This is a genomic window from Streptomyces sp. NPDC046203 (assembly GCF_040646255.1).
Lineage (GTDB): Bacteria > Actinomycetota > Actinomycetes > Streptomycetales > Streptomycetaceae > Streptomyces.
Genome location: NZ_JBEYZX010000010.1, coordinates 114,863 through 141,124 on the forward strand (window position 1 = coordinate 114,863; position 26,262 = coordinate 141,124).

25 protein-coding genes and 1 riboswitch are annotated in these 26,262 nt (G+C 73.9%); of the genes, 15 read left to right on the forward strand and 10 right to left on the reverse strand.

The features are described from left to right. Positions 1–67: 67 nt before the first annotated feature. Genes ABZ990_RS11570 through ABZ990_RS11580 form a run of 3 tightly spaced genes read right to left on the reverse strand, consistent with a single transcriptional unit; the run spans position 68 to position 3,602 of the window. Entirely contained in the window at positions 68–1,588 is a 1,521-nt protein-coding gene (locus ABZ990_RS11570) for a precorrin-2 C(20)-methyltransferase (protein ID WP_361228986.1), read from the reverse strand. Beyond that, the gene (locus tag ABZ990_RS11575; protein ID WP_361228989.1) at positions 1,585–2,244 is read right to left on the reverse strand and encodes a precorrin-8X methylmutase; all 660 of its coding nucleotides are present in this window, start codon (positions 2,242–2,244) and stop codon (positions 1,585–1,587) included. Before ABZ990_RS11575 ends, ABZ990_RS11570 begins: the two co-directional genes overlap by 4 nt. Beyond that, positions 2,241–3,602, reverse strand: coding sequence for a cobalamin biosynthesis protein CobG (locus ABZ990_RS11580; RefSeq protein WP_361228992.1), 1,362 nt, complete (start codon positions 3,600–3,602; stop codon positions 2,241–2,243). Before ABZ990_RS11580 ends, ABZ990_RS11575 begins: the two co-directional genes overlap by 4 nt. Before the next feature lie 69 nt (positions 3,603–3,671). Next, a riboswitch (cobalamin riboswitch) is annotated at positions 3,672–3,808 on the forward strand. A 38-nt stretch (positions 3,809–3,846) separates the two neighbouring features. Here ABZ990_RS11580 and cobN point away from each other — a divergent pair. Further along, the gene (gene cobN, locus ABZ990_RS11585) at positions 3,847–7,686 is read left to right on the forward strand and encodes a cobaltochelatase subunit CobN (protein WP_361228995.1); all 3,840 of its coding nucleotides are present in this window, start codon (positions 3,847–3,849) and stop codon (positions 7,684–7,686) included. A gap of 89 nt (positions 7,687–7,775) precedes the next feature. Continuing rightward, positions 7,776–8,168: a hypothetical protein gene (locus tag ABZ990_RS11590; protein ID WP_361228997.1), complete on the forward strand. Its 393-nt coding sequence runs from the start codon at positions 7,776–7,778 to the stop codon at positions 8,166–8,168. On the opposite strand, the gene ABZ990_RS11595 is transcribed toward ABZ990_RS11590, so the two are convergent. Further along, complete coding sequence (locus ABZ990_RS11595) at positions 8,152–9,813, reverse strand: ATP-binding cassette domain-containing protein (protein WP_361229164.1); 1,662 nt, start codon at positions 9,811–9,813, stop codon at positions 8,152–8,154. The two genes, ABZ990_RS11590 and ABZ990_RS11595, sit on opposite strands and share 17 nt — an antisense overlap. A 197-nt stretch (positions 9,814–10,010) precedes the next feature. Here ABZ990_RS11595 and ABZ990_RS11600 point away from each other — a divergent pair, with 197 nt between their 5' ends. Both ABZ990_RS11600 and ABZ990_RS11605 read left to right on the forward strand, forming a co-directional pair. Continuing rightward, positions 10,011–11,000, forward strand: coding sequence for a DUF1648 domain-containing protein (locus tag ABZ990_RS11600; protein WP_361229000.1), 990 nt, complete (start codon positions 10,011–10,013; stop codon positions 10,998–11,000). A 2-nt stretch (positions 11,001–11,002) separates the two neighbouring features. After that, positions 11,003–11,359 carry a GntR family transcriptional regulator gene (locus ABZ990_RS11605; protein WP_361229003.1) on the forward strand — a complete coding sequence of 119 codons (357 nt, stop codon included), beginning with the start codon at positions 11,003–11,005 and terminating at the stop codon, positions 11,357–11,359. 23 nt (positions 11,360–11,382) lie between these two features. Here ABZ990_RS11605 and ABZ990_RS11610 read toward each other — a convergent pair whose 3' ends face one another. Then, complete coding sequence (locus ABZ990_RS11610; protein ID WP_361229005.1) at positions 11,383–11,940, reverse strand: histidine phosphatase family protein; 558 nt, start codon at positions 11,938–11,940, stop codon at positions 11,383–11,385. A gap of 275 nt (positions 11,941–12,215) precedes the next feature. Here ABZ990_RS11610 and ABZ990_RS11615 point away from each other — a divergent pair, with 275 nt between their 5' ends. Beyond that, positions 12,216–12,449 carry a CbtB-domain containing protein gene (locus ABZ990_RS11615; protein WP_361229008.1) on the forward strand — a complete coding sequence of 78 codons (234 nt, stop codon included), beginning with the start codon at positions 12,216–12,218 and terminating at the stop codon, positions 12,447–12,449. Positions 12,450–12,557: 108 nt separating this feature from the next. Then, positions 12,558–13,364 carry a CbtA family protein gene (locus tag ABZ990_RS11620; protein ID WP_361229167.1) on the forward strand — a complete coding sequence of 269 codons (807 nt, stop codon included), beginning with the start codon at positions 12,558–12,560 and terminating at the stop codon, positions 13,362–13,364. A gap of 444 nt (positions 13,365–13,808) precedes the next feature. On the opposite strand, the gene cobM is transcribed toward ABZ990_RS11620, so the two are convergent. From cobM to ABZ990_RS11635, 3 genes are all read right to left on the reverse strand, one after another. After that, positions 13,809–14,558, reverse strand: a complete 750-nt coding sequence (gene cobM, locus ABZ990_RS11625) for a precorrin-4 C(11)-methyltransferase (RefSeq protein ID WP_361229011.1) — start codon at positions 14,556–14,558, stop codon at positions 13,809–13,811. Further along, positions 14,555–15,814 carry a precorrin-6y C5,15-methyltransferase (decarboxylating) subunit CbiE gene (cbiE, locus tag ABZ990_RS11630; protein WP_361229170.1) on the reverse strand — a complete coding sequence of 420 codons (1,260 nt, stop codon included), beginning with the start codon at positions 15,812–15,814 and terminating at the stop codon, positions 14,555–14,557. The genes cobM and cbiE overlap by 4 nt, the downstream gene beginning before the upstream one ends. Positions 15,815–16,129: 315 nt before the next feature. After that, entirely contained in the window at positions 16,130–16,261 is a 132-nt protein-coding gene (locus ABZ990_RS11635) for a DUF6126 family protein (RefSeq protein WP_361229012.1), read from the reverse strand. A gap of 171 nt (positions 16,262–16,432) precedes the next feature. Between ABZ990_RS11635 and ABZ990_RS11640 the strand changes: the two genes are divergently transcribed. From ABZ990_RS11640 to ABZ990_RS11650, 3 genes are all read left to right on the forward strand, one after another. Continuing rightward, entirely contained in the window at positions 16,433–17,590 is a 1,158-nt protein-coding gene (locus ABZ990_RS11640; RefSeq protein WP_361229015.1) for an LLM class flavin-dependent oxidoreductase, read from the forward strand. A gap of 6 nt (positions 17,591–17,596) precedes the next feature. Further along, on the forward strand, positions 17,597–18,220 hold the full coding sequence (locus tag ABZ990_RS11645) for an FMN reductase (protein ID WP_361229018.1): 624 nt from the start codon (positions 17,597–17,599) through the stop codon (positions 18,218–18,220). A gap of 64 nt (positions 18,221–18,284) precedes the next feature. Next, positions 18,285–18,755, forward strand: coding sequence for a universal stress protein (locus tag ABZ990_RS11650; RefSeq protein ID WP_361229021.1), 471 nt, complete (start codon positions 18,285–18,287; stop codon positions 18,753–18,755). A gap of 163 nt (positions 18,756–18,918) precedes the next feature. Here ABZ990_RS11650 and ABZ990_RS11655 read toward each other — a convergent pair whose 3' ends face one another. Beyond that, the gene (locus ABZ990_RS11655) at positions 18,919–20,100 is read right to left on the reverse strand and encodes a MerR family transcriptional regulator (protein ID WP_361229023.1); all 1,182 of its coding nucleotides are present in this window, start codon (positions 20,098–20,100) and stop codon (positions 18,919–18,921) included. A gap of 243 nt (positions 20,101–20,343) precedes the next feature. Here ABZ990_RS11655 and ABZ990_RS11660 point away from each other — a divergent pair, with 243 nt between their 5' ends. Further along, a complete protein-coding gene (locus tag ABZ990_RS11660; RefSeq protein WP_361229026.1) occupies positions 20,344–20,943 on the forward strand; it encodes a hypothetical protein in 600 nt (199 codons plus the stop codon). A 22-nt stretch (positions 20,944–20,965) separates the two neighbouring features. Here the strand turns inward: ABZ990_RS11660 and ABZ990_RS11665 are convergent, their stop codons facing one another. Further along, positions 20,966–21,424 (reverse strand): hypothetical protein, encoded by a 459-nt coding sequence (locus tag ABZ990_RS11665; protein ID WP_361229029.1) that lies wholly within the window; start codon positions 21,422–21,424, stop codon positions 20,966–20,968. Positions 21,425–21,599: 175 nt separating this feature from the next. Between ABZ990_RS11665 and ABZ990_RS11670 the strand changes: the two genes are divergently transcribed. The 5 genes from ABZ990_RS11670 to ABZ990_RS11690 all read left to right on the forward strand — a co-directional run bounded on the left by ABZ990_RS11670 (position 21,600) and on the right by ABZ990_RS11690 (position 26,123). Further along, positions 21,600–22,073: a hypothetical protein gene (locus tag ABZ990_RS11670; protein WP_361229032.1), complete on the forward strand. Its 474-nt coding sequence runs from the start codon at positions 21,600–21,602 to the stop codon at positions 22,071–22,073. Then, complete coding sequence (locus ABZ990_RS11675; protein ID WP_361229035.1) at positions 22,070–22,570, forward strand: hypothetical protein; 501 nt, start codon at positions 22,070–22,072, stop codon at positions 22,568–22,570. Before ABZ990_RS11670 ends, ABZ990_RS11675 begins: the two co-directional genes overlap by 4 nt. Positions 22,571–22,681: 111 nt before the next feature. Then, a complete protein-coding gene (locus ABZ990_RS11680) occupies positions 22,682–22,918 on the forward strand; it encodes a DUF2630 family protein (protein WP_361229038.1) in 237 nt (78 codons plus the stop codon). 331 nt (positions 22,919–23,249) lie between these two features. Continuing rightward, positions 23,250–24,764, forward strand: coding sequence for an APC family permease (locus ABZ990_RS11685; RefSeq protein ID WP_361229041.1), 1,515 nt, complete (start codon positions 23,250–23,252; stop codon positions 24,762–24,764). Between the two features lie 324 nt (positions 24,765–25,088). Then, positions 25,089–26,123: a hypothetical protein gene (locus ABZ990_RS11690; protein WP_361229044.1), complete on the forward strand. Its 1,035-nt coding sequence runs from the start codon at positions 25,089–25,091 to the stop codon at positions 26,121–26,123. The last annotated feature ends 139 nt before the right edge of the window (positions 26,124–26,262 follow it).

The window sequence follows — 26,262 nt, forward strand, 5'->3', positions numbered from 1 at the left end:
GCCCCCGCCCCGCCCCCGTACGACCGACCCTCCCCCTACGCCCCGCCCCTCAGTACCGCCCCGCCCCTCAGTACCGCCGCGGCGTCCACGTCAGCGTCCGCCCGTCCGCGCACTCGGTGACCCGCGTCCGGGACGATCCGATGAGGAGAAGAGTGCGCATGTCGACCTCGGCGGGGTCCAGGGTCTTCAGGGTCAGCACGCGCACCGACTGCTCCGGCCCGCCGACGTCCCGCGCGACGACCACCGGGGTGTCGGGCGAGCGCACCTCCAGGAGCAGTTCGCGGGCCGCGGCCACCTGGTGGGTACGGCTCCGGGAGCCCGGGTTGTAGAGGGCGAGGACCAGATCGGCCTCGGCGGCGGCGCGCAGTCGGCCGGCGATGACGTCCCAGGACTTGAGGCGGTCGGAGAGGGAGATCGTCGCGTAGTCGTGGCCGAGGGGCGCGCCCGCGGCGGCAGCGGCGGCGTTGGCGGCGGTGACGCCCGGGAGAACCCGTACGGGGACGGAGGCGTACCGTTCCTCCGCCGCGACCTCCAGGACCGCCGTCGCCATCGCGAAGACGCCCGGATCGCCGCCGGAGACGACGGCGACCCGCCGGCCGCGCCGGGCCAAGTCAAGGGCGAACTCGGCGCGTTCGGACTCGACCTTGTTGTCGGAGCCGTGCCGCCGCTGGCCGGGTCGCAGCACCGGGACGCGGTCGAGATAGGTGGTGTAGCCGACGAGGTCGTCCGCCTGGACGAGCGCGCCGCGCGACTCGGGGGTCAGCCAGGGCGCGCCCGCCGGACCGGTGCCGACGACCACGACCTCGCCGTGCTCCCGTACGGCCGGCCGCTCGTCGATCCGGGACGGCAGGACGGCGACGGAGAAGTACGGGACGGTCGACGGGTCGACGTCCGCGAGCCGCCCGGTGCGCTCGCCCGCCATGAACGCCCGTTCCACATAACGGGCTTCGTCCAGTCGCCCGGCCCGCTTCAGGGCGCGGCGCACGGTGGGGAAGGTGCGGCCGAGCTTCATCACGACGGCCGAGTCGGCGCCCGCGAGCCGCGCGGTCAGCTCGTCCTCCGACAGGGTGCCGGGGACGATCGTCAGGGTCTCCTCGGCCTCGCACAGCGGCTCGCCGAGCCGGGCGGCGGCGGCGCTCACGGAGGTGACGCCGGGGATGACGGTGGTGTCGTAGCGGTGCGCGAGCCGCTTGTGCATGTGCTGGTACGAACCGTAGAACAGCGGGTCGCCCTCGGCGAGGACGGCGACCGTGCGGCCCGCGTCGAGGTGCGCGGCGAGCCGGGCGGCGGCCTCCTCGTAGAAGTCGTCGAGCGCGCCCCGGTAGCCGCCGGGGTGGTCGGTGCTCTCCACGGTGAGCGGGTACACCAGCTGTTCCTCGACCTGCTCGGGCCGCAGGTGCGGGGCCGCGATGGAGCGGGCGATGGAACGGCCGTGCCGGGCCGAGTGGTACGCGACCACGTCGGCCTCCGCGATCGCGCGGACCGCCGCGACCGTCATCAGGTCGGGGTCGCCGGGGCCGAGCCCGACCCCGTACAGCTTGCCGGGAGTGGCGGGGGCGTCAGGGATGTCGGCGGGAGTGGTGCTCATGCCTGGATCTCCGCTTCGTGCGCGAGGGCGTTGAGGGCTGCGGCAGTCATGGCGCTGCCGCCGCGCCGGCCCCGCACCACCAGGTATTCGAGGCCGAGTTCGTTGGCGGCGAGCGCGTCCTTGGACTCGGCGGCGCCGATGAAACCGACCGGGATGCCGAGGACGGCGGCGGGCTTCCCGGCGCCGTTCGCGACCATCTCCAGGAGATGGAAGAGGGCGGTGGGCGCGTTGCCGACGGCGACGACCGAACCCGCCAACTTGTCGCGCCACAGCTCCAGGGCGGCGGCCGAACGCGTGGTGCCCAGCTCGGCGGCGAGCGCGGGCACGGACGGGTCGGAGAGCATGCACAGCACGTCGTTGTCGGCGGGCAGCCGCTTGCGGGTGACACCGCTGGCGACCATCCGCGCGTCGCACAGGATGGGCGCCCCGGCGCGCAGCGCGGCGCGCGCGGCGGCGACAACGCCGGGCGAGTGGGCGATGTCCCGGACAAGGTCGGTCATGCCGCAGGCGTGGATCATCCGGACGGCGACCGTGGCGACGTCGTCGGGCAGGCCCGCGAGATCCGCCTCGGCCTCGGACCGGATCGTGGCGAAGGAACGGCGGTAGATCTCCGCGCCGTCCTTCTCGTACTCGAACATCGTGGGGCTCTCGCTCATCTCGTGGGGGTCGGGGAAGCCGCGCGGGCGGTGGGGGCGGGTGGGGCGGTACGCGCGGTGGCGACCGCGCCGGGCAGGGCGGTACGGGGGGTGGGGGCGCCGTCCACCAGGTACGCGCCGCCCTCGGTGGTCGCGGTCCCGGTCTCGGCCCGGGCCCCGGCCTCAGTCCCAGCCCCGGTCGCGAGGACGTCGACCCAGGTGCCGTGCGGGTGACCGCAGCGCCGGGCGCAGCCGGCGACGTGCACGGGCAGCGCGCCGGCGGGTACGGCGAGGGCGCGGGCGGCGTCCGCCCGTACGTCCGCCAGGGACTTGGCGCAGCCGGGCAGACCGGTGCAGGCGGTGACTCCGGCGCCGGGGGCGTCGGGGCGGGTGATCAGGCCGGCCGAGGCGAGGTGGTCGAGGCGCGCGAGCAGTTCGGGCGTGCGCTCGGGAGCGGGCTCCGCCCCCTGCTCCCGCGTCACAACGACGGCCCCGCGCCACGGCGTCAGCCGTACCTCCGCCGCGGGCAGCAGCGCCCGCAACTGCGCGGCGGTCAGCCGCCCGAGGGGGGCGAGGACGGACACGGCGCGCGGGCCGAGCGGGCCGGGTGCGGGCGGGGGACCGGAGGGCAGCGGGGGCGGTACGGGTACGGGCTGCCCGCCCGTACCGCTCAGGTCGACGGCCTCGGCCGCCCCGGCCGGCAACTCGCCGACCCGCCACGCCCCGGTACCGGCCGTCTCGGCGGCGTCGAGGAAGGCGAGGGCGGCGGCGAGCGCGACCCGGGGCGCGTGGCCGGCGGCGATCCGCCGCACCTGGCCGCCGACCCGGAGCAGGGCGGACGCGCCGCCCGGTTCTGCGATCAAGGTCACATCGCCGCCGAGCCCGGCGACATCGCCGCGTCCGTCGTCCAGGACGAACAGGAAACGTCCCGAGAGGGCGGCCGCGCGGGGCTCCGCGCACAGCAGTCCGTCCAGTTCACGGGCCCAGGCGTGCACGTCGGCACGGCCGGTTCCGTCGAGTCCGGCGGCCGGTGAGGCGACGATGTTGCGGACCCGTTCGTGGGTCGGCGAGGGGAGCAGTCCGCCGCGTCCGAGGCGGTCGGCGAGGGTGGTCGCCGAGCCGTCCGACAGGCCGCGCAGCTCCACGTTGCCGCGCGAGGTGATGCTGACGGCGCCGTCCCCGAGGGACTCGGAAACGGAAGCCAACAGCTCGATCTGATCTTGCGTCAACTTGCCTGCGGGCAAGCGCAGTCGGGCGAGGGAACCATCGGCGGCGGCATGCAACCGGAGCGCCCCGGGGCACGCGTCGCCACGGTCCCGTATGGGAGGTTCGCCCGGTTCGGGCGAGGTGTCGGGAGTGGGCGGCATGGCGGCGAGCATACCTATGCGCGATGGCCCGGCAACCGGGGGTGACGGACCGCCCCTCCCGCTCCGCCGACCACTCGTTCTAGGATGCAGACCGGCATGGGGTCCCAGGACCCCGGGGAGGAAGCCCGGTGAGATTCCGGCGCGGTCCCGCCACTGTGAGCCGGCCCCGAGCCTCGGGTGTCCGGTGAGTCAGGAACTCCCGCCATCCAACGACCACCCGGGGCGCGGATACCCCGAGGAAGGGCCGAGCCTCGCCATGCTCGTTCTGCTGTCGCATTCCGACACCGACCTGCTCAGCGCCCGTGCGGCGAACGCCGCCGCGCCCGCCGCGCCCGCGTCCCCGTCCGCCGCCACCCCGGCCGCCGGCCCCGACCCGGCCACCGCCACGGAACCCACCACCCCGGCCACCGCCACCACCGAAACCGCCGCCGCCGACACCTCGGCCACCCCCCTGACGTACCGCTTCGCCAACCCCTCCCGCCTCCCGCTCGCCGACCTCCCGGCGCTCCTCGACGGCGCCACGCTGGTCGTCGTCCGCCTCCTCGGCGGGGTGCGCTCCTGGCAGGAGGGCCTGGACACGGTCCTCGCCAGCGGCCTCCCGGTGGTCGTGCTCAGCGGCGAACAGGCCCCGGACGCCCAGCTCATGGCCGCGTCCACGGTCCCGATCGGCGTCGCCACCGAGGCCCACGCGTATCTCGCGCACGGCGGCCCCGGCAACCTCGCCCAACTGGCCCGGTTCCTCTCCGACACGGTCCTGCTCACCGGCCACGGCTTCGAGGCCCCGGCCCCGGCGCCCGCCTGGGGCCCCCTCGACCGCACCCCCCGCACACCCCTGCCCGAGCTGGTCGGCACAGCCCCCGCCATCGCGGTGCTCTACTACCGCGCCCACCACATGAGCGGCAACACCGCCTTCGTCGGCGCTCTTTGCGACGCGATCGAGGACGCGGGCGGCCGGGCGGTCCCGCTGTACGTGGCCTCCCTGCGCGCCCCCGAGCCCGAACTCCTCGCGGCGCTCGGCGACGTCGACGCGATCGTCACCACGGTCCTCGCGGCGGGCGGCACCCGGCCCGCCGAGGCGCAGGCCGGCGGGGACGAGGAGGCGTGGGACGCGGGCGCGCTCGCCGCGCTCGACGTACCGGTCCTCCAGGCGCTGTGCCTGACCGGCTCCCGGGCGTCCTGGGCGGAGAACGACGAGGGTCTGTCGCCGCTGGACGCAGCGAGCCAGGTCGCCGTCCCGGAGTTCGACGGCCGGCTGATCACCGTCCCGTTCTCCTTCAAGGAGATCGACGAGGACGGTCTGCCCGCGTACGTGGCGGACGCCGAACGCGCCGCCCGGGTCGCGGGGATCGCCGTCCGGCACGCCCGGCTGCGGCACATCCCGAACGCGGAGAAGAGGGTGGCCCTGGTTCTCTCCGCGTACCCGACCAAGCACTCCCGGATCGGCAACGCGGTCGGCCTCGACACCCCCGCCTCGGCCGTCGCGCTGCTGCGCCGGCTGATCGCCGAGGGGTACGACTTCGGGCCCGCCGAGAACATCCCGGGTCTGATCTCCGGCGACGGCGACGAGCTGATCCGCGCGCTGATCGACGCGGGCGGCCACGACCAGGACTGGCTGACCGAGGAGCAGTTGGCCGCGAACCCGGTGCGGATCCCGGCCGCCGACTACCGGCGCTGGTACGCGGCGCTGCCCGCCGAGCTGCGCGCCGGGGTCGAGGAGCACTGGGGCCCGGCGCCCGGCGCGATGTTCCTGGACCGGTCCCGGGCGGCCCAGGGTGGCGACCCCGACGGCGACATCGTGCTCGCCGCGCTGCGGCGCGGGAATCTGCTGGTCCTCATCCAGCCGCCGCGCGGCTTCGGCGAGAACCCGATCGCGATCTATCACGACCCGGATCTGCCGCCCTCGCACCACTATCTCGCCGCCTACCGCTGGATCGCGGCGCGCGCCGACGACGGCGGCTTCGGCGCCGACGCGATGATCCACCTCGGCAAGCACGGCAACCTGGAGTGGCTGCCCGGCAAGAACGCGGGCCTGTCCGCCGCCTGCGGGCCGGACGCGGCGCTCGGCGATCTGCCGCTCGTCTACCCGTTCCTCGTCAACGACCCCGGCGAGGGGACGCAGGCCAAGCGCCGTGCGCACGCCACCCTCGTGGACCATCTCGTGCCGCCGATGGCCCGCGCCGACAGCTACGGCGACATCGCCCGGCTTGAGCAACTCCTCGACGAGTACGCCCAGATCAGCAGCATGGACCCGGCGAAGCTGCCCGCGATCCGGGCCCAGATCTGGACGCTGATCCAGGCCGCGAAGCTCGACCACGACCTGGGCCTCGCCGACCGCCCGGACGACGACGGCTTCGACGACTTCCTGTTGCACGTCGACGGCTGGCTGTGCGAGGTGAAGGACGCGCAGATCCGCGACGGACTGCACGTCCTCGGCGGGGCGCCGGCCGGGCCGGAGCGGGTCAACCTGGTGCTGTCCATTCTGCGGGCCCGCCAGATCTGGGGCGGTACGCAGGCCCTGCCCGGACTGCGCGAGGCGCTCGGCCTGGACGAGTCGGCGACCGACCGGACCCGCACCGACGCCATCGAAGAGCGGGCCCGGCGGGTGGTCGAGGCCATGGAGGCGGCCGGCTGGTCGGTGGACGCGATCGAGGGCGCGATCGAGGACGCGGCCCGACTCGGCCTGGACGACGGCCAGTTGATGGAGGAGGAACGAGAGGGGCGCCTGGAGCAGGTGACGGCGGTACTGCGTTTCGCCTGTGAGCAAGTCGTGCCCCGGCTCGCCGCCACCACCGACGAACTCGCCCACTCCGTCCACGCGTTGAACGGCGGCTTCGTGCCCGCCGGGCCCTCCGGCTCGCCGCTGCGCGGCCTGGTCAACGTGCTGCCGACCGGCCGTAACTTCTACTCCGTCGACCCCAAGGCCGTGCCGTCCCGGCTCGCCTGGGAGACCGGCCAGGCCCTCGCCGACTCCCTGCTCGCCCGCTACCGCGAGGACAACGGCGGCTGGCCCACCTCCGTCGGCCTGTCCCTGTGGGGGACGAGCGCGATGCGCACGGCGGGCGACGACGTCGCCGAGGCGCTGGCGCTGCTCGGCGTCCGGCCGCTGTGGGACGACGCCTCGCGCCGCGTACGCGGACTGGAGCCGATCCCGCTCGCCGAGCTCGGCCGACCCCGGATCGATGTGACCCTGCGCATCTCCGGCTTCTTCCGTGACGCGTTCCCGCACGTCATCGGGCTGCTCGACGACGCCGTCCGGCTGGTCGCGGGGCTCGCGGAGGAGTCCGCCGAGGACAACCACGTCCGCGCTCACGCCCAGGCCGACCTCGCCGAGCACGGCGACGAACGGCGCGCCACCACCCGTATCTTCGGCTCCCGGCCCGGTACGTACGGCGCGGGGCTGCTCCAGCTCATCGACTCCCGCGACTGGCGCACGGACGCCGATCTCGCCGAGGTGTACACGGTGTGGGGCGGCTACGCGTACGGGCGCGGGCTCGAAGGCCGCCCGGCGCGCGCCGAGATGGAGACGGCGTACCGGCGGATCGCGGTCGCCGCGAAGAACACGGACACGCGCGAGCACGACATCGCCGACTCCGACGACTACTTCCAGTACCACGGCGGCATGGTGGCGACCGTGCGCGCGCTGCGCGGCACGGCCCCGGAGGCGTACATCGGCGACTCCACCCGCCCGGAGACCGTCCGCACCCGCACCCTCGTCGAGGAGACCTCGCGGGTCTTCCGCGCCCGGGTCGTCAACCCGCGCTGGATCGCGGCGATGCGGCGGCACGGCTACAAGGGCGCCTTCGAGCTGGCGGCGACCGTCGACTACCTCTTCGGGTACGACGCGACGACGGGCGTGGTCGCCGACTGGATGTACGACAAGCTCACCCAGGAGTATGTGCTCGACCCGGAGAACCAGACCTTCTTGAAGGAGGCCAACCCCTGGGCGCTGCACGGGATCGCGGAGCGGCTGCTGGAGGCGGAGTCGCGCGGGATGTGGGAGAAGCCGGACCCGGGGACGCTGGCGGCGCTGCGGCAGGTGTTCCTGGAGACGGAGGGCGACCTGGAGGCCGGCCCGGAGGACGGCGAGGACGACTGACGGGGGCGACTGGCAGGGCCGGTCCGGCCACCGGGTTACGATCCCCGCCGCACGAACGGCGTGCGGACGACAGGGGTGGGGTGGTGGGCATGCGTGCCCGAGGCGCGGTGACGGCGACGACGACCATGGTGGTGCTGGGGCTGACACTGGTCCTGGGGGCCTGTTCGAGTCCGGGCGGCGGCGCGGACGGGGCGAAGCCGGAGTCGAAGCCGGACTCCTCGGCCTCCTCCTCCCCCGCCTCGGCACCTGCCGCGACCGACTCCCCGGGACCCTCCTCGGCCGCCCCCTCGGCCTCCTCGGCCCCCTCGGCCGCTCCCTCGCCTTCCGCGTCCGAGGAGCCGGCCCGGGCCGACGATTCCCGGGCCGCTCGCCCGGGCCTGGGCAAGGAGGGGGATACGGACGAACCCCGGCGCGCGCCGCAGGGCGGGCCGGGGTCCAAGGCATCGCCCAAGCAGTACGAGCCGGTCACGAAGTCGGAGTGAGCACGGCGGGAGCCGGAGTGAGGCCCAGACGGCGGCCCCGGAATCCCGCTCGCAGCCGCCGGTCGTGGCTGACCACCACGAGCGTCCCCGGGTAGCCGGCGAGTGCCGCGTCCATCTCCTCCACCAGGCCCGGGGCCAGGTGGTTGGTCGGTTCGTCGAGAAGGAGCAGCTCGACGGGCCGGGTCACCAGACGGGCCAGCGCCAGTTTGCGGCGCTGCCCGGCGGACAGCAGGCGGACCGGGACGGCGAGGTCGCGGGCGGCGAACAGACCGAGCGCGAGAAGTTCCTCCTCCCGTCCCGCGCCGAAGGCGACCGCCAGCGGGCGCGGGTCGGCGGCCCCGGCCGTGTCCTGAGGGAGCAGTCCGACCCGTTCGGGTCCTGGGCCGGTCACGGTTCCGGCGTCCGGGACGAGTGCTCCTGCCAGGAGCGCCAACAGGGTTGATTTTCCTGCCCCATTGGGTCCGGTGACGAGGAGTCGTTCACCGGGTTCGAGGTGAAGCGTGTCGACGCTCAGCCGCCCGTCGACCCTAACTCCCTTGAGGTCGACAGTAGTTGTAGGTGATGCGGCCGCGGCCGGCGTGTCGAAGCGGGCGGTGAAGCGCAGGGGGTCCGGGGGCCGGGGCACCGGGTGCTCGTCGAGGACGCGCAGTCGGGTGCGGGCGGTACGGATCCGGCTCATCACCCCATGGGTCCGCGACCGGGCCCGGAACGCGCCGGCGCCGCTGAAGCCGCGCGGTCCCTTGCGGGGGATGGCGGCGAGACGTCCGGCGTCGCGTTCGGCGAGTGCGGCTCCCCGTTCCCGTTCGGCCCGCCACTCCTCGTACTCCCGCTCCCGCCGTGCCCGGTCGGCGGCGCGGCCCGCGAGATAGCCCGGGTAGCCGTTGCCGTACCGGCGCACCGTGCGGGTCTCGTGGTCGACTTCCAGGATCGCGGTGGTGACCCGGTCGAGGAAGGCGCGGTCGTGGGTGACGGCGACGACCGTGCCCCGGTGTCCGCGCAGCCGGTCCTCCAGCCAGGCCACGGCCTCGTCGTCGAGATCGTTGGTCGGCTCGTCGAGGAGGAGCAGTTCGGGATCGGCGGCGAGGGTCGCGGCGAGGGCGAGCCGGGAGCGCAGGCCGCCGGAGAGGGCGGCGAGCGGGCGGGCGCGGTCGAGGGGTTCGCGGGCGCCGAGCCGGCGCAGCACGGTGTCGACCCGCCGGTCGGCGTCCGCGCCGCCGCGTGCCTCGTAGACGGAGGTCAGGGCGGCGTACGCGTCGAGATCCTCGGCCGTGACGGCGTCTCCGGCTGCGGCGAGAGCGGCCTCCGCCGCCCGGATGCGCGCCTCCCACTCCCTTATCTCACCGAGCGCGTGGTCGATGGCGTCACCGACGGTGGCGGTGCCGGGGTCGGTGGCGCCGGGCAGCTCCAAGGTCTGCGGGAGGTAGCCGAGTCCGCCGGGGGACTCGACGGTGACGGTGCCATGGACGGGTGTCTCGCGGCCCGCGAGCAGCCGCAACAGGGTGGACTTTCCGGCTCCGTTGTCCCCGACGACGCCGACACGTTCGCCCGCGTGGAGGGAGAGGGAGACCCGGTCGAGGACGAGCCGGCCGTGGACGTACCGGTCGTCGTAGCACTGGGTGACATCGGTGAGTTGGACGCGGAACAGGGCGGCCTCCGGGGCTGGGCGACAGGGACGTGCGGCGCATGGGACGCATGAGATGCGCGAGGCGTGTGACGAGACGTCTCGTCTCATCACATCCTCACCGTACGCCCACCCCTGCTCCCCCACAAGGGGAAAACCCACCCGCACAACACCTCATTGTTCTAGTAGAGTGCTAACAACTAGAACCGAGGGAGGGTCTTGTGAACCGTCTCCGCGTGCTCGCCGCCGCGCCGTTCGCGCTCGTGCTCGCCGTCTATCTGTCACTCCTCGCCACCTGGTACGACCGTCTGCCGGACCCGCTGGCCACCCACTTCTCCGGGGCCGACGGCCGCCCCGACGGATTCACCGGACTCGGCGCCTACGCCGTCGGCAGCACGGTCGTGCTGCTCGCGTTCGGCGCCGGCTGGGTGCTGTGGGTCCGGCGCTTCTCGCTCTGGGGCGCCTGGGCCACGGCCGGGTTCACCGGCACGCTGGCCCCGCTGCTCCTCCGGGGCAACCTCGACATCGCCGACGCGGCCGGGGCCGACTTCCCGTTCGCCCTGGTCGGCCTCGGCAGCGCCGCCGGCGCTCTCGCCGCGCTCGTGGGCCTCGGCCTGACCCGCCTCGTCCCCAAGGACCCGGCCGCCGGGTCCGCAGACGACTCGGCGGCGGACCGGATCGACCTGGGCACGGGCGAGATCGCGGGCTGGTCGCGCGGCGTCGCCTCCCCCTTCCTGAGCGTGCTCGCGATCGCCTTCATCGTCGCCGGGCTCGGCGCCCTCGTCCTCGTTCCCTGGCCGTCCGCCCTGCTCGGCCTGCTGGGCCCGGTCATCGGTGTGCCCGGGCTCGCCCTGGCCCGGGTCCGGGTGACGGTCGACCGGCGCGGCCTGACGGTCGTCTCCTCCGTGCTCCCCCGGCCCCGGATCCGTGTCCCGCTCTCCGAGATCACCGCGGTGACCGTCCGTGACATCAACCCCGTGGCGGACTACGGGGGTTGGGGCTACCGGGTCCGTCCGCACGGCACGGGCCTCGTGCTGCGCGGCCGCGAAGCGCTGGCCATACGGCGGCCGAGCGGCCGCGAGTTCGCCGTGACGGTGCCGGACGCCGGGACGGCGGCCGCGCTGCTCAACACCCTTCGTGAGCGCGCCGCTTCCGGTGACGGGACGACCGACGGGCCCACGGGCCCATCCGCTCCCGGTGAGAGGATCTGACCGTGCTCTTCAGGGTCGACCCCGCCTCCGCCGTTCCCCTCGGCGACCAGATCGCCGCCTGTGTCCGCGGCGCCCTCGCCGACGGCAGCGCCGAACCCGGCGAACGCCTGCCCGCCGCCCGCGAACTCGCCGACTCGCTGGGCGTCAACGTCCACACCGTGTTGCGCGGCTACCAGCGGCTGCGCGAGGAGGGCCTGATCGAGCTGCGCCGGGGGCGCGGTGCCGTGATCATGCAGGGTGCCGAGGCCCCCGACCGCGCCCATCTCGTGGAGCGGCTGCGGGCCTTGGTCGGCGAGGCTCGCCGACTGGGCGTGACAGACGAGGAGTTTCTGGATCTCACGCGCACCAGCCTGAATTGACAGTCCGTCACACTGCCCTGAAGTCAGACCACTTCGGCATCGAGTTGAAGATTCCACCGGCCGGACCGGCCGGTGAGCGCGACGCGTGAGGCCGGGCGTACATCCAGCCGCCAGAAAGTCTCCTCCGGCGCGCCGAGCGCGTGGGCGATCGCCGCGCGGATCACCTCCGGCTCGACGACCGCCCACACCAGTGCCCCCGGGTCGTTCGCGGCCAGAGCGTCCATCCACTCCGCGACCCGGGCGCGCACCTGGCGCAGCGACTCGCCGCCGTGCGGCGCGGCGCCCGGGTCGCCGAGCCAGGCGGCCACGGCCTCCGGTTCGGCGGCGGCCACCTCGTCGAGCCGGCGGCCCCGCCAGCGCCCCATCGCGCACCCGGCGAGCGCCGGCTCCTCCTCGTACCGCTCCAGACCGAACACGGCGGCCGTCGCCCGGCACCGCCCGGACGGCGAACAGACCACCCGCGCCCTCGGCCCGACGTACAGCGACTGCGCCCGCGTCTCCACCGGTCCCGCGTCGTCGAACCGGGCTTCGCGCAGCGCCGCGTTCATGCCCGGGGCTACCAGAAAGAGCTGTACGGCCATGGGTGATCCATCCCTCAGCGTCCGGCTTCCCGGGGGCTCTTGGCGCACCGTGGCGGGCACGGTACGGTCGGTTGACATTTCCATAGAACGACGACGGCGAGACGGAAGTCCGGTGTGAATCCGGCACGGTCGCGCCACTGTGAGCCGCCCCGGACCACGCGCCCGGCATGCCCCCTCCGGCATCCCGAACCGTGCGCCCGACGGCGGTGAGTCAGACCCGACGACCGTCGTCGCGCACCACCGTATGGGACGCGAGTTCCCGAGGAGGTTCCACCATGGCCGAGGCCATCGCGGCGTCCACCGCCGTTCCGTCCACCCCCGCCGTCACCGTTCCGGTGTCCCTGCCGGTCCGCTCCGTGCTGCCCTGGGCGCTGTTCGGCGGGCTGCTGATGCTCGTCGCGCTCTACTTCGTCGGCGCCGAGCAGGGCGCGACGTCCGTGTTCGCGGGCAGCGACGTGCACGAGTGGGTGCACGACGGACGCCACCTGCTCGGCTTCCCCTGCCACTGACGGGACCTCACGCACATGTCGTCCTCGTCTTCGCCTTCGTCCCCCGCCCCTTCGACCTCTTCCGCCCCGTCCTCCGCCGACGGCGCGAAGACTGGTGCCGGTACCCCGCTGGGCTCCCTCGTCGGGAAGCTGCTGGCCCGCGGCATGCTCGCGGGCCTGCTCGCCGGGCTGTTCGCCTTCGGTGTCGCCTATGTCGCCGGTGAGCCGTCCGTCGACGCCTCCATCGCCGTCGAGGAAGCCGCCTCCGCGCACGAACACGCCGCCGCCGCTCACACCCACGGGGATGCGGCCGCGGAGGAAGCGGGCACCGAGGACGCGGAGGAGGAGATCGTCAGCCGTGACCTCCAGTCCACGGCGGGTCTCGCCACCGGCGTCCTCGTCTACGGTGTCGCCCTCGGCGGCATCGCGTCCCTCGCGTTCTGCTTCGTGCTCGGCAGGGCCGGCCGCTTCGGCCCGAAGGCCACCGCCACGCTCGTCGCGGCGACGGCCTTCACCACGGTCACCCTGGTGCCGTTCCTGAAGTACCCGGCCACCCCGCCCGCCGTCGGCAATCCGGACACCATCGGGCAGCGCACCACGCTGTACTTCCTGATGATCCTGTTGAGCGTGCTGCTCGGCATCGCCGCCGTCGTCGCGGGCCGCCGGCTCGCCCCACGCCTCGGCAACTGGAACGCGACGGTCGTGGCGGGCGCGGGCTTCGTCGCCGCGACCGTGCTCGCCTGTGTGTTCCTGCCCGACAACGGGGACGCGGTCCAGCCGGAGTTCCCCGCTGCGGTGCTGTGGGAGTTCCGGGTCGCAAGCCTCGGCGTCCAGGCGACGCTGTGGGTGGTGTTCGCGCTCGCGTTCGGTCTGCTCGCCGAACGGCTGCTGGCCCCGGCCGGCACCCGTACACCGGACCCGGCACCGACGGCCTGATGGCTTGACGGCCTGATCGGCATCGGCGCGACGGCCCCGGTCGCGTACCCCTTCACGGGTACGGGACCGGGGCCGTCGTGTCATATGCCAGGCCGCGACCGGCTGCGACCCGTCATATGCCGGCCCCACCAGCGCGCGGACGGTCATATGCCGGACCCCGACCGCCCTGCGACCGCCCTGCGACCGCCCCGCGGCCGACATGCGGACGCCAAGCCCCGCACCTACGCTGGCCAGGGGTGGGCCGGGCGGTCCACCCCGCTCATCGTCCGTGGTCCCGACGCAGGGAGGACGCCATGTCGACGCGAGGCAACAAGCGCCGTGCGCGCAAGAAGAAGAAGGCCAACCACGGCAAGCGGCCCAACACCTGAGCCCCGAGCCGGACGCCCGGAAACCCCCTGGCCCCCGGCCCCCTGACCCCCGTATCAGCGCTCCAGGGTCCGGGGGTCAGCAGGTGTGGCGGTCCCGGGCCGGGTCGTACAGGTGGCTGTCGCGGAACTCCGACGCGGCCAGCGTGCGCCCCACCAGAATCACGGCGGTCTTGGTGATCCCGGCCGCCTCCACCTGCTGCGCGATGTCCGCGAGGGTGCCGCGCAGCACGATCTCGTCCGGCCGGCTGGCCATCGCGACGACGGCGGCGGGGCAGTCCGCGCCGTAGTGCGGCAGCAGCTCGGAGACGATCCGCTCCGCGTACCGCGCGCCCAGGTGCAGGACGAGCAGCGCACCGCTCCTGCCGAGGGTGGCCAGGTCCTCGCCCTCGGGCATGGGCGTGGCCTGCTGCGCGATCCGGGTGAGGACGACGGTCTGGCCGACGGTCGGCACGGTCAGTTCCCGCTTGAGCGCCGCCGCGGCGGCGGCGAAGGCCGGGACGCCGGGCACGACCTCGTACGGGATGCCCGCCGCGTCCAGGCGGCGCATCTGCTCGGCCATGGCGCTGAAGACGGACGGGTCGCCGGAGTGCAGCCGGGCCACGTCCAGGCCGGCCGCGTGGGCGGCGGCGATCTCGGCGACGATCTGGTCGAGGTCCATGCGCGCGGTGTCGACGAGCCGCGCGTCCGGCGGGCACTCGGCCAGCAGTTCGCGCGGCACGAGCGAGCCCGCGTACAGGCACACCCCGCACGCCGCGAGGGTCCGCGCGCCGCGCACGGTGATGAGGTCGGCGGCGCCGGGGCCCGCGCCGATGAAGAAGACGGTCATGCTGCGGGGGAACCCTTCGTTACGGACCACTGGGTGACGGGCATCGCCTGGCGCCAGCCGGTGAAGCCGCCGACCGGCACGGCGGCGGCGACCGCGAGCCGGACCAGTTCGCCGCCGAACCGCCGGTAGCGGTCAGCGAGCAGGGCCTCGGACTCCAGGGTGACGGTGTTGGCGACCAGCCGGCCGCCCGCCGGGAGCGCGTCCCAGCAGGCGTCGAGGAGGCCGGGTGCGGTGAGTCCGCCGCCGATGAAGATCGCGTCGGGGGCGGGCAGCCCGGCGAGGGAGGCGGGCGCGGGGCCGGTGACGACCTCCAGCGCCGGTACGCCGAGCGCCGCCGCGTTGCGCGCGATGCGGGCGGCGCGCTCGGGCGACTTCTCGATCGCGATCGCGCGGCAGGAGCGGTGCGCCCGCATCCATTCGACGCCGATGGAGCCGGAGCCGCCGCCGACGTCCCAGAGCAGTTCGCCGGGGGCGGGCGCGAGGGCGGCGAGGGTGGCGGCCCGCACGTACCGCTTGGTGAGCTGCCCGTCGTGCTCGTACGCCTCGTCCGGCAGCCCCGGCACGGCGCCGAGCCGCAGCGCGTCCGGGTCGCGGACGCAGTCGAGGGCGAGGACGTGGAGCGCGTCCACGCGCGCGTACGGCCAGTCGGCGGCAGTGCCGTCGACGATCCGTTCGGCGGGCCCGCCGAGCTGCTCCAGGACCCGGATCCGGGTGCCGCCCCAGCCGCGCTCGCGCAGCAGCGCCGCGACCCGCGCCGGGCTCTCGGGCCCCTCGCCGAGCAGCAGCAGCCGTCGGCCGTCGTGCAGGGCGGCGGTGAGCGCGTCGAGGGGCCTGCCCACCAGGGAGACGGTCTCGGTGGCGTCCAGGGGCCAGCCGAGCCGGGCGCAGGCGTACGACACGGAGGAGGGGTGCGGCTGGATGTACAGCCGGTCGTGGCCGATCAGCTCGGTGAGGGTGCGGCCGATGCCGTGGAAGAACGGGTCGCCACTGGCCAGGACCGCGATCCGGCGGCCCTCGCGCGCGTACCCGTCGATCAGCCCGGGGACGGCGGGGCGCAGCGGGCTGGGCCAGGGGACGCGTTCGCCGGGGCAGGCGTCCTCGGGCAGCAGGTCGAGCTGGCGGGGGCCGCCGATCAGCACGTCGGCGGCGCACAGGATGCGGCGCGCGGGGGCGGCGAGCCCGGGCCAGCCGTCGGCGCCGATGCCGACGACGGCGACGGGTTCGGGGCGGCGGGCGGCGCGGAGCGCGCGGGCCACGGGGGTGAGTGCGGGGGCGGCCGCGGCCGTGGGCACGGGGGCCGAGGGTACGGGGGCCGAGGGTTCGGCAGCGGCTGCGGGTATGGGGGCCGAGGAAGCCGCAGCGGCCGTGGGTACGGGGGCTGCGGGCACGGAGGCCGAGGGCACGGAGGCCGTGGGGGTGGACGCGGGAGCCGTCGCGGGCTTCACCGGGGGCGCGGCGTCCGGCGCCGGTATCTCAGCGTTCACATCCGCGACTCTACGTGAGCCCCGCACCCGCCCGCAGTGCTCCTCCTCACGCCCGGGGGAGGCCATGTTCCGGCCCCCCGGCCCGCGCTACTTCGAGGCGTGGCCGCCGACCCAGAAGAGCAGCCCGATGAACCCCGCGAAGAGATGCGTGGCGAACACGTAGACGAAGACGCGGAGCATCACGCCCCGCTCCTTCCAGCGTTCCAGGTCCTGGGTCATGCCTTCAGGGTACGGCCGGTGCGGGCGGGAACCGGGGCGGCCGGGAATAGGGCCGAAGGGCGCACCGTTGAGCGAGATGGTTTAAGGTTCAACCAAAGCGGGAGCCGGGACGACCGGAGACCGGGAACCACCCAGCAGCCTCCAGGCAGAGAAAGGCGAGAGGTGAGCGCGATGCAGTTCGGGATCTTCACCGTCGGCGACGTCACGACCGACCCCACCACCGGCCGTACCCCCTCCGAGAACCAGCGGATCAAGGACACGGTCGCGATCGCGCTCAAGGCCGAGGAAGTCGGTCTGGACGTCTTCGCGACCGGCGAGCACCACAACCCGCCGTTCGTGCCGTCCTCCCCCACCACCCTCCTCGGGCACATCGCCGCGCGCACCGAGAACCTGATCCTGTCCACCTCCACGACCCTCATCACCACCAACGACCCGGTGAAGATCGCCGAGGACTACGCGACCCTCCAGCACCTCGCCGACGGCCGCGTCGACCTGATGATGGGCCGGGGCAACACCGGCCCGGTCTACCCGTGGTTCGGCCAGGACATCCGCCAGGGAATCCCGCTCGCCATCGAGAACTACGCGCTGCTCCACAGGCTGTGGAGGGAGAACGTGGTCGACTGGGAGGGCAAGTTCCGCAGCGCGCTCCAGGGCTTCACGGCCACCCCGCGCCCGCTCGACGACGTACCGCCGTTCGTGTGGCACGGCTCCATCCGCTCGCCCGAGATCGCCGAGCAGGCGGCCTACTACGGCGACGGCTTCTTCGCCAACCACATCTTCTGGCCCAAGCAGCACACCGAGAAGATGGTCCGGCTCTACCGCCAGCGGTACGCGCACTACGGCCACGGCACCGCCGAGCAGGCCATCGTGGGCCTCGGCGGCCAGGTGTTCATGCGCAAGAACTCGCAGGACGCGGTACGGGAGTTCCGCCCGTACTTCGACAACGCCCCGGTGTACGGCCACGGCCCGTCCCTGGAGGAGTTCACCCGCGAGACCCCGCTGACCGTCGGCTCGCCGCAGGAGGTCATCGAGCGGACCCTGTCCTTCCGCGACTACGTCGGCGACTACCAGCGCCAGCTGTTCCTGATCGACCACGCCGGACTGCCGCTGAAGACGGTCCTGGAGCAGCTCGACATCCTCGGCGAGGAGGTCGTCCCGGTGCTCCGCAAGGAGTTCGAGAGCCTGCGCCCGGCCGGCGTCCCGACCACGGCCCCGCTGCACCCCGCGGTCCAGCGGAAGACCGCCGCCACCGGCGCGGCCGACCCGGCCGGCACAACCGCCACCGACCCGTCCACCGGCCCGTCCGTCACCCAGAAGCAGGAGGCATAACCAGCCATGCGCACCCTCAAGCTGGTCGCCGTCTCGGCCGGCCTCAGCAGCCCCTCCTCCACCCGGCTGCTCGCCGACCGCCTCCTCCAGGCCGCCCGTTACCGGCTGGCCGAGCAGGAGTACGCGGTCGAGGTCGAAGTGATCGAACTGCGCGACCACGCCGTCGACATCGCGAAGAACTTCGTCACCGGCTTCCCGTCGGAATCGCTCGGCAAGGCGATCGACACGGTGACCGGCGCGGACGGGGTCATCGTCGTGACCCCGGTCTTCACGGCCTCCTACAGCGGTCTGTTCAAGTCCTTCTTCGACCTGATCGACCCGGCCGCGCTGACCGGCGTCCCGGTCCTGCTCGGCGCGACCGGCGGCACCGCCCGCCACTCCCTCGTCCTCGACCACGCCCTGCGCCCGCTCTTCGCCTACCTGCGCGCCTTCGTCGCGCCGACCGCCGTCTACGCGGCGTCGGAGGACTGGGGCTCGGGCGGCGACGAGTACACCGACGGGCTGCCGGCCCGGATCACCCGGGCGGGCGTCGAGTTCGCGGAACTCGTCGCGGCCCGGCCGGCCCGCGAGGACGAGGACGACGAGGTCGTCCCGTTCGAGAAGCAATTGGCCGATCTGCGACTTGATTGATCGGTTTGTTACGTTGTCCGGGAAGCCCTTCCGGGGCTCACCGGACAACGAACGGAGGTCGGCCATGGCCGGCGGCAGGATCGTGGTGGGTGTGGACGGATCGGCGCCTTCGCTGAGGGCGCTGAAGTGGGCGGCCCGGCAGGCCGCCGCCACGGGGGACACCGTCCAGGCGGTGATCAGCTGGGAGTACCCCGCGTCCTGGGCGACGCTGATGCCGGGCGTTCCGCCGGGCTTCGACCCGCAGCACCTGGCCGAACAGATCCTCGACGAGACCGTGTCCCAGGCCCTGCCCGCCGACCAGGCGGCGGCCGTCACGCTCACGGTCGTGGGCGGCAATCCCTCCCAGGCCCTGATCGACGCGGCCAAGGACGCCGACCTGCTGGTGGTCGGCGACCGGGGCCGCAGCGGCTTCAAGGCCGCCGTCCTGGGCTCGGTCTCCTCGAACGTCGCCCAGCACGCGCCGTGCCCGGTGGTCGTGGTCCGGGGCTCGATCCCGGGAATCCCGGACGAGGTGGAAGAGGACGGGAAGAAGTAATCCTTCTTCTCCCCTCCCCCTGAACCCTGCTCCTCAAGAGCAACACCCCCACCCCCTCCTCGCCCCAGGCGGGAGCGCCCCCACCCTTTCCCCCTTCAAGGACTGGGGGCGGGGTGAGGCGCGCCGGGCGGGCCCTTCTCCCCCACCACCACGCCGCCCCACCTCACCCCGCGGCCACGACCACCACGTCCGCCACCACACACGCCACGTTGTCCGGCCCCCCGCACCCCCGTGCCGCCTCCACCAGCGCCCGCACCGCCTCCTCCACCCCGACGCCGCCCGACGTCCCACCCAGCGCCGCGCCCAGTGTCTCCGCGTCCACGACCGCCGACAGACCGTCCGTGCACAGCAGCACCCGGTCCCCCGCCCGCACCTCGCGCACCCCGAACTCCGGTTCCGGCGGCACGTCCCCGCCGTCGAGAGCCTTCAGGAGCACGGCCCGGTCGGGGCGCTCCGCCGCCTCGGCCGGGTCGAGTTCGCCCGCGTCGACGAGGGCTTGGACGACGGTGTGGTCGCGGGTCAGCCGCTGAAGGACGCCGTCGCGCAGCAGATAGGCGCGCGAGTCGCCGACGTGCGCGAGGGTGAGCCGGTTGCCGGTGAGCAGCGCGGCGGTCAGCGTGGCCCCCGACCCGGCCCCTGGCCCGGCCGCCGAACCCGCGACCCGCAGGTTCGCCTCCCGTACCCCGTCCTCCAGGGCGTTGAGAGCGTCCCCGGCCCGCACCGGCGCCGCCCCGGGCCCCGGCCCCGGAACGCCCCCCGTCCCGTCCGCCACCGCCACCAGCGCGGCGACCGCCGCGCTCGCGGCCCGCTCGCCCTTCGGCCCGTACCCGTCGGCGACGGCCAGCAGACACGGACCGGCGTACGCGGCGTCCTGCTGGACGGGACGCACCAGGCCGCGGTCGAGCCGTACGGCGGCGGCGAACCGCAGCGGCCCGGTCCCGGCACCGGAAGTGGCGCCGGAAGATGTCGTGGGCGTGTGCGTGGGCGTGTGCGTGTGCGTCATGGTGGAGGGTCCTCCCATCCGATCCGCCAGAGAGACGGCCAGGTCCCGCCGCACCGCCGTCCGCGCCTCGACCTCCGCCCAGTACGCGCGGATCGCCCGGGCCGCACCCGCCGCGTCCGCGGCGTACAGCGCGCAGACCCGTCCGGTGTCGGCGAGCGGCATCCCGATGTGCCGCAGCCAGCGGACGAGACGGGCTTGTTCGACCTGGTCGGGGCTGTAGTAGCGGTAGCCGGTGTACGGGTCGACGCGCGCGGGCGGCAGCAGGCCGGTCTCGTCGTAGCGGCGCAGCGCCTTGGCGGAGAGCCCGGAGGCCCGGGCGAAGTCCCCGATCGTCAGCAACATGGCCGCAAGCCTCCCCGAATCCCCAAGTCCCGAGCCCCGAGCACCGAGCACCGAGCCCCGAGCCCCGATCGACTCTCTGGACCGGGCGCGTCGCCCGGCACGGCCGATGCTCGGCCTTCCCGTCGGGGGAAGGTCAAGGAGGACTGGAGGGTACGCGGGCGGGGACCCGTTCCCCCGCGCGGCGGAGCGGCCCGGACCGCCGGAAGGACGCGCGGCGCGGGGCTGTACGGCGAGCCTGGACGCATGCCGATGTCCCCACCGCTGCCCCCACCGCCGACCTCGCCCCCGAGCCCGTTCCCAGGCCCGTTCCCGAAGCTCCTGCCGAAGCTGAACGCGCTTCCCACCGTGCCCCGTTGGGCGGCCGTCGCCGCGCACACCGTGCCGTACGCGGTGCTGCCCTCCGGCCTGTGGCGGCTCGCGCTGGTCGCCGGGCTGCCGGTCACCCGGGACGCGGGCATGCGCGCGCTGGGGCTCGGGACGTCCGCGTACGCGGTGGGTCTGACGCTCGTGTCCGAGCTGCTCGCGCTTCTGACGCTCGGGCTCGTCCGCCCGTGGGGCGAGGTGTTCCCGCGCCGGCTGCCGCTGCTCGGCGGACGCCGGGTCGCCCCGGCGGGCGCGACGGGGGCCGCGCTGGCCGGAGCGGTGGCGTTGTGCGGGATCGCGGCCTGGGGTGCGTACGCCTCGTACGCGGGGCTCGGGCCGCACATCCCCGCCTCACCGCCACAGCGGGCGGTCCTGGTGGCCTGCTACGCGCCGCTCCTGGCCTGGCCGCCGCTGCTCGCGGCGGTGGCCGTGGCGTACCACCGGCGCCGAGGGTCCGAGCGGACCCCGGCGCCGGGGTAGGGGGGAGCTGGGGGGCGGGAGGTCAGTAGGGCGCGGAGTGTCCGGCCGCGTCCTCGTGTGTGTAGAAGAGGTAGAACGCGGCGGCGAACGCGCTGAGGCCGACCATCAGCCCGAGGATCACCGAGGCGGTGATGCTGGCGTGGGAGAGGCTGTAGAGGAAGCCGACCGCGCAGCCGGCGAGCGCGCCCCAGGCGAACGCGCGCAGTTCGCGTGGGAGCACGTGGCCGAAACGCTGGAGCGCGTAGATGGCGACGGCGACGGCGAGGCCGCTGATGATGCCGAGCCAGAGCTGGCCCCAGGTCGGTGCGCCGCCCCGGCGGACGATCGTGGGGGCGTACAGCCCGTAGGCGATGCCGAAGAGGACCGGGACGACCCAGCCCCCCTTGTGGCTGCCCGTCCGGTGCTCGTGCCGGTGCTCTTGCCGGTGTTCCTGCCGGGTGGTGTGCCGGCCGAAGGGTGCCGCTGAGTGTGGTGCGGCCATGGCGGAGACTCCTTTCCCGCGCCTTCTGCTGCACCCTCCAGCGCACACCTCCCCTTTCGGCCCCGCAAGTGGATCAGCCGACCCCGGTTCCGCCCCGTCCTTCTCCCATACGCCCCTCACCCGAATGAACCAATAAAACGTCGTGGCCGGGACGATCGCTCCGACGATGGGTCCCATGAGCCAGAACACCGCACCGCAGGAGCCGCGGCCCCCTTCGGCCGCCCACACTTCCCACTCCTCCCACGCCTCCCACACGTCGGACTGGGCCTCGGGGGGAAGCCTCTTCGCCGGTGTCCTCATGGTGGTCACCGGCATCATCGACATCTTCGAGGGCATCGCCGGCATCTCCCACAACGTCGTCTACGCGCGCGTGGGCGACTACATCTACCGCTTCAACACCACGACATGGGGCTGGATCCACCTCTGCCTCGGCGGCCTCATCGCGATCACCGGTTACGCGATCCTCAAGCGGTCCGCCTGGGGCCGGATCATCGGCATGACGCTCGTCGGCCTGAACATCGTGGTGCAGTTCCTCTTCCTGCCGTACCAGCCGTGGTGGGCACTGTTCTCCATGGCCGTCTCCGTCTTCATCATCTGGGCGCTGGCCACGGACACGTCGTTCGGGAAGCACGGGAAGCACCACGGATGAGCGCGAAGCGGCGCTCCCCCGCCCCCTCCCCCTCCCCCGCTCGCGGCGCCGGTGTCGTCACCGGCGCCGCCGCGCTGTCCGCCCTCGGGCCGCTCGCGACCCTCCTGGCTCTCGTCACGCTCGTCGCGCTCGTGGCCCTGCTCACGGGGTGCGAACAGGCCAAGCAGAAGGCGAGCGACATCTCGGCGTCCGCGCAGCAGCGGATGCGGGAGGTCGCCCACGGCGTCGACGCCACCGACGACGTGAAGGCCGGCCCGACCAGTACAGATGCCGATGGGCGGACGATCGCGACCATCACCGTGTCCAACCGGGGTGACAAGACGGCCGACTTCACGGCCTGGGTCAACTTCCGCGACAAGGGCGGAAATCTGCTCGACGCGGTGGTGCTGAACATCGGCGGCGTCGGCCCGGGCGCGTTCAAGTCGGCCACGGCCCGGAGCAATCGCAAACTGTCCGGCGCGACGAAGGCCGAGGTCGCCCAGGCCCTGCGCCACTGACCACTCGCCGCCCGCCGCTCGCCGCCCGCCGCTCACCGCTCACCACCGGCCCCGGACCGGAACGGGCGCCCCGAACTGCGCGTTCGGCGGGAATCGGCCACGCTGGAAAACATGGACAACGACGAGATCCTTCAGGACATCGGCTCCCTCGTCGAGGAGGAACGGGCCCTGCGGCAGCGCGCCGGCGGACTGCTGGACGAGGAGCGGTCGCGGCTTTCCGAGCTGGAAGTACGGCTCGACCAGTGCTGGGACCTGCTGCGGCAGCGCAGGGCGAAGACGGAGTACGGGGAGGACCCGGACTCGGCGGCGGTCCGCCCCGCGGGCGAGGTCGAGAACTACCGCAGTTAGGAGCACCGCAGCCCGCGCCCACCGGGGCCCGGCATCCGGTTCAGGCCATCCTCGGGGTCACCCCTGACCTTCCCCGGGCTTGTCGTGGGCTTGCTCCAAACCTCGCCAAAGGGTGCGTACGGACGCGTGGAGGCGACGGTCGCGCGAGGGAACCCTCCCGTCACCGTTACCGAAATCCACGGAGACGACTACGATGCGCTCGAATTCACCGTGATCCACACCGCTTTCACGTCCCGCTCGGCGTTCGGCACGGACACGGTCACTTCGCCCTCTTCACCTCGCGCTCCGCTCTCCCGCCCGTCCCCCCACCACGCGCCCCGAGGACAACGTCATGCGCACCACTTCCGGCAGGCGCCCCGGCCGCGGCCCCGCGAAGGGCCCGGGCAGGGGTCTGCAGCCCAATGCCCTCGGCACGTTCGACACGACCCTGATGGCCATCGCCGGCAGCGCCCCCGCGTACTCGCTCGCCGCGACGACCGCCGTCCTCTTCGGCACGGCCGGCCTGGCCGGCCCCGCGGCGCTGCTCTACTGCGCGATACCCATGCTCGGCATCGTCCTCGCGTACGCGCGCCTCGGCCGGATCGACGTCAACGCGGGCGCCGCGTACTCGTGGGTCGGCCGTACCCTGCACCCGTTCCTCGGCTTCCTGTCCGGCTGGGCGCTGGCCTTCGCCGCCACCGTCTTCATGGTCGCCGGTTCGCTGCCCGCCGGCTCCCTCACGCTCTCCCTCGTCGACCCCGCGCTCGCCGACGACACGCTGCTGTCCTGCGCGGTGGGCGCGGGCTGGTTCGTGGTGATGCTGCTGATCGTGCTGGGCGGTGCGCGGCTCACCGTACGCGCCCAACTCCTGATGTCCGGCGTCGAGATGGCGATCCTGCTCGTCTTCATCGTGGGCATCCTCGCCCACCGCGGCCACGCCACCGCCTTCGACTGGTCCTGGTTCGGCTTCGGCCACTTCGGCGGTGCCTCCGGCTTCGCGTCGAGCGCGCTGATCGCCGCGTTCTACTACTGGGGCTGGGACGTCACCAGCAACCTGAGCGAGGAGACCCGCGACAGCCGCCGTACCGCCGGACTCGCCGCGCTCGTCGGCACCGGCGTGGTCTTCCTCCTCTTCGTGGCGTTCACGGTGGCGGTCAACGTGCTGCTGAGCGCGGACCGCATCGAGGGGAGCGGCACGAACGTGCTCGCCGTGCTCGGCGAGGAGGTCTGGCCGGGCGTCGGCGGCAAGCTGCTGGTCCTTGCGGCGCTGCTGTCGACCGTCGCGACGCTGGAGACCACCCTGCTCCAGGCCACCCGCTCGTTGTTCGCGATGGGCCGCGACCGCACCCTGCCGTCGGCCCTGGGCACCGTGCACCGCCGCTGGAACACCCCGTGGGTCGCGATCGTCACCGTCGGCGTCGTCGCGCTCGGCATGTTCGCGGCCGCGGCGATGGCCGCCGGGTCGGTCACCGAGGCGCTGCAGACCGGTGTGAGCGCCATTGGCCTTCAGATCGCGCTCTATTACGCCCTCGCGGGCTTCGCGGCCGTGGTGGCGTACCGGAAGCTGGTGCTGACCTCCGTACGGGAGTTCGTGCTCGGCGCGGCCTGGCCGCTGCTCGGCTCGGCGTTCATGCTGTGGGTCTTCTTCCAGTCGCTGGGCGAACTGTCGGGCGCCGCCCTGGTGGTCGGCCTCGGCGGGCTCGCGGCGGGAGTGCCGCTGATGCTCCTGTACTGGCGCAAGGGCAGCTCGTACTACCGGCCGGCCCGGCTCGACGCGGTCGACGTGCTCGCGGCGGCGGAATCCTCCGGCGCACCGCACTCGCCCCGCGCGCGCCGCGAGGAGCAGTCGCTCGCGACCGACTTCTGAGCCGCCGCCGGCCCTTGGACCGGCCCCGTCACCTGGTCCTGGGGCCCGGCGGAACCCGCCGGGTGGTTTCCCCCTCTTGCCAGAACACCGGCCCCTCGTGATCCGATGACCGAGGGCGGGGAGTCGCCCCAAGGCTTCCACAACAGGCTTCTTCCATAAGGCATTCGACGCAGGCATCGGATCACCAGCCCTCTTTCACCGCCCACTTGCCCGCCGACCTCGACCGCCTTCCGCCGACCTCCACCGACTGCCCACCGCACGCACCCGATTCCGACGATCCGACGGGCCGCTCTCACACGGTTCCGTCCCCGAGGGGGGATCCGGATGGCCGCTCTCCGCCGCCCATCGCGCACGGCCCGACAGAGCCGTTTCGTCCCGGACTTCGACCCGGACTTCGGCGACCGGCCGCTCACCCAGGCCCGGCACGACCTGGTCATCGGCCGCTGGCAGGGCATCCGCGACCTGCTCGCCGCCACCGGGAACGACTGGGCCCGCCGGACCCACCGGGTGCGCCTGCTCTCGCACGCCGCCGCCGGCACCTCGGCCGTCGAGGCGTGGCGGGCGGCCGAACCGGGGAACCCGGACATGACGGTGCTGCGCGCCGCTACCGAGGTGGTGCGGGTCTTCGACACGGCCATCGCCGCGGGCCGGGGCGCGAAGGTCGACCGCGGCCGGATCGACGCCGCCGCCGACATCTGTCTGGCGGCGACGAAGGCGGCGCCCGCCGACCCCATGCCGTGGGCGTCGCTGCTGTCGGTCGCGCGACTGTACGAGGGCGGGGTGCCGCGCCGCGAACTGCGCTGCTGGTTCGACGAGTTGCGCCGCCGCGACCCGTACCACCTGGAAGGCCACACCCAGTTGCTGCGCTACTGGTCGGCCCGCTGGCACGGCACCCACGGCGCCATGTACGACTTCGCGCGGGACGCGGCGGGCGTGGCCCCGCCCGGATCGCCGCTGCCGGTCCTCGTCCAGATCGCCCGGGTCGAGGAGTACCGCTACATCGTGGACGGGGCCCTCGGCCGGGGCCCGGTGCGCGGGTTCGACCAGCACTGGAAACACGAGCTGGCGGTGACGGAGCTGCGCCGGACGTACGCCCGCTGGGTCGGCGGCCGCCCACCGGGCGCACCGGCGGCCCCGGAGGAGGTGGCGGAGCTCAACTACCTTGCCCATGCGGCCTGTTACGCGGGCCAGGCGGACGTGGCGTGGAACGTCCTGGGGCTGCTCGGCAAGCAGGCGGCCTGGGTGCCGTGGGTGTACACGGGCGAACCGGAGGAGCAGCTCGTACGGTTCCGGGAAAGCCTGAGGACGGGAGCGGGCGGGGGCGCGGGCGGGGATCCCGGGCCGTGGAGCGCGGGCTGAGGCCGGCCCCGGAAGACTCCGGTACGGGCGGAATGCGACGCGATCGTACGAACAGGCCACGCGCGGCGCCCGGACGGCACAGAGGCGGGTCGCGGGGCGGGTCGTAGGGGCGGGCCGAGGTGGCCGATAACCTTACGTG

Bases quoted from the DNA above. Each gene is read 5' to 3' on its own strand.
- ABZ990_RS11580 (WP_361228992.1), bottom strand. From the start codon at position 3,602: ATGCTCGCCGCCATGCCGCCCACTCCCGACACCTCGCCCGAACCGGGC.
- ABZ990_RS11665 (WP_361229029.1), bottom strand. From the start codon at position 21,424: ATGGCCGCACCACACTCAGCGGCACCCTTCGGCCGGCACACCACCCGG.
- ABZ990_RS11615 (WP_361229008.1), top strand. From the start codon at position 12,216: ATGGCCGAGGCCATCGCGGCGTCCACCGCCGTTCCGTCCACCCCCGCC.
- ABZ990_RS11570 (WP_361228986.1), bottom strand. From the start codon at position 1,588: ATGAGCACCACTCCCGCCGACATCCCTGACGCCCCCGCCACTCCCGGC.
- ABZ990_RS11650 (WP_361229021.1), top strand. From the start codon at position 18,285: ATGGCCGGCGGCAGGATCGTGGTGGGTGTGGACGGATCGGCGCCTTCG.
- ABZ990_RS11640 (WP_361229015.1), top strand. From the start codon at position 16,433: ATGCAGTTCGGGATCTTCACCGTCGGCGACGTCACGACCGACCCCACC.
- ABZ990_RS11675 (WP_361229035.1), top strand. From the start codon at position 22,070: ATGAGCGCGAAGCGGCGCTCCCCCGCCCCCTCCCCCTCCCCCGCTCGC.
- ABZ990_RS11610 (WP_361229005.1), bottom strand. From the start codon at position 11,940: ATGGCCGTACAGCTCTTTCTGGTAGCCCCGGGCATGAACGCGGCGCTG.
- cobM (WP_361229011.1), bottom strand. From the start codon at position 14,558: ATGACCGTCTTCTTCATCGGCGCGGGCCCCGGCGCCGCCGACCTCATC.
- ABZ990_RS11635 (WP_361229012.1), bottom strand. From the start codon at position 16,261: ATGACCCAGGACCTGGAACGCTGGAAGGAGCGGGGCGTGATGCTCCGC.
- ABZ990_RS11685 (WP_361229041.1), top strand. From the start codon at position 23,250: ATGCGCACCACTTCCGGCAGGCGCCCCGGCCGCGGCCCCGCGAAGGGC.
- ABZ990_RS11660 (WP_361229026.1), top strand. From the start codon at position 20,344: ATGCCGATGTCCCCACCGCTGCCCCCACCGCCGACCTCGCCCCCGAGC.
- cobN (WP_361228995.1), top strand. From the start codon at position 3,847: ATGCTCGTTCTGCTGTCGCATTCCGACACCGACCTGCTCAGCGCCCGT.
- ABZ990_RS11680 (WP_361229038.1), top strand. From the start codon at position 22,682: ATGGACAACGACGAGATCCTTCAGGACATCGGCTCCCTCGTCGAGGAG.
- ABZ990_RS11655 (WP_361229023.1), bottom strand. From the start codon at position 20,100: ATGTTGCTGACGATCGGGGACTTCGCCCGGGCCTCCGGGCTCTCCGCC.
- ABZ990_RS11690 (WP_361229044.1), top strand. From the start codon at position 25,089: ATGGCCGCTCTCCGCCGCCCATCGCGCACGGCCCGACAGAGCCGTTTC.
- ABZ990_RS11575 (WP_361228989.1), bottom strand. From the start codon at position 2,244: ATGAGCGAGAGCCCCACGATGTTCGAGTACGAGAAGGACGGCGCGGAG.
- ABZ990_RS11590 (WP_361228997.1), top strand. From the start codon at position 7,776: ATGCGTGCCCGAGGCGCGGTGACGGCGACGACGACCATGGTGGTGCTG.
- ABZ990_RS11645 (WP_361229018.1), top strand. From the start codon at position 17,597: ATGCGCACCCTCAAGCTGGTCGCCGTCTCGGCCGGCCTCAGCAGCCCC.
- ABZ990_RS11670 (WP_361229032.1), top strand. From the start codon at position 21,600: ATGAGCCAGAACACCGCACCGCAGGAGCCGCGGCCCCCTTCGGCCGCC.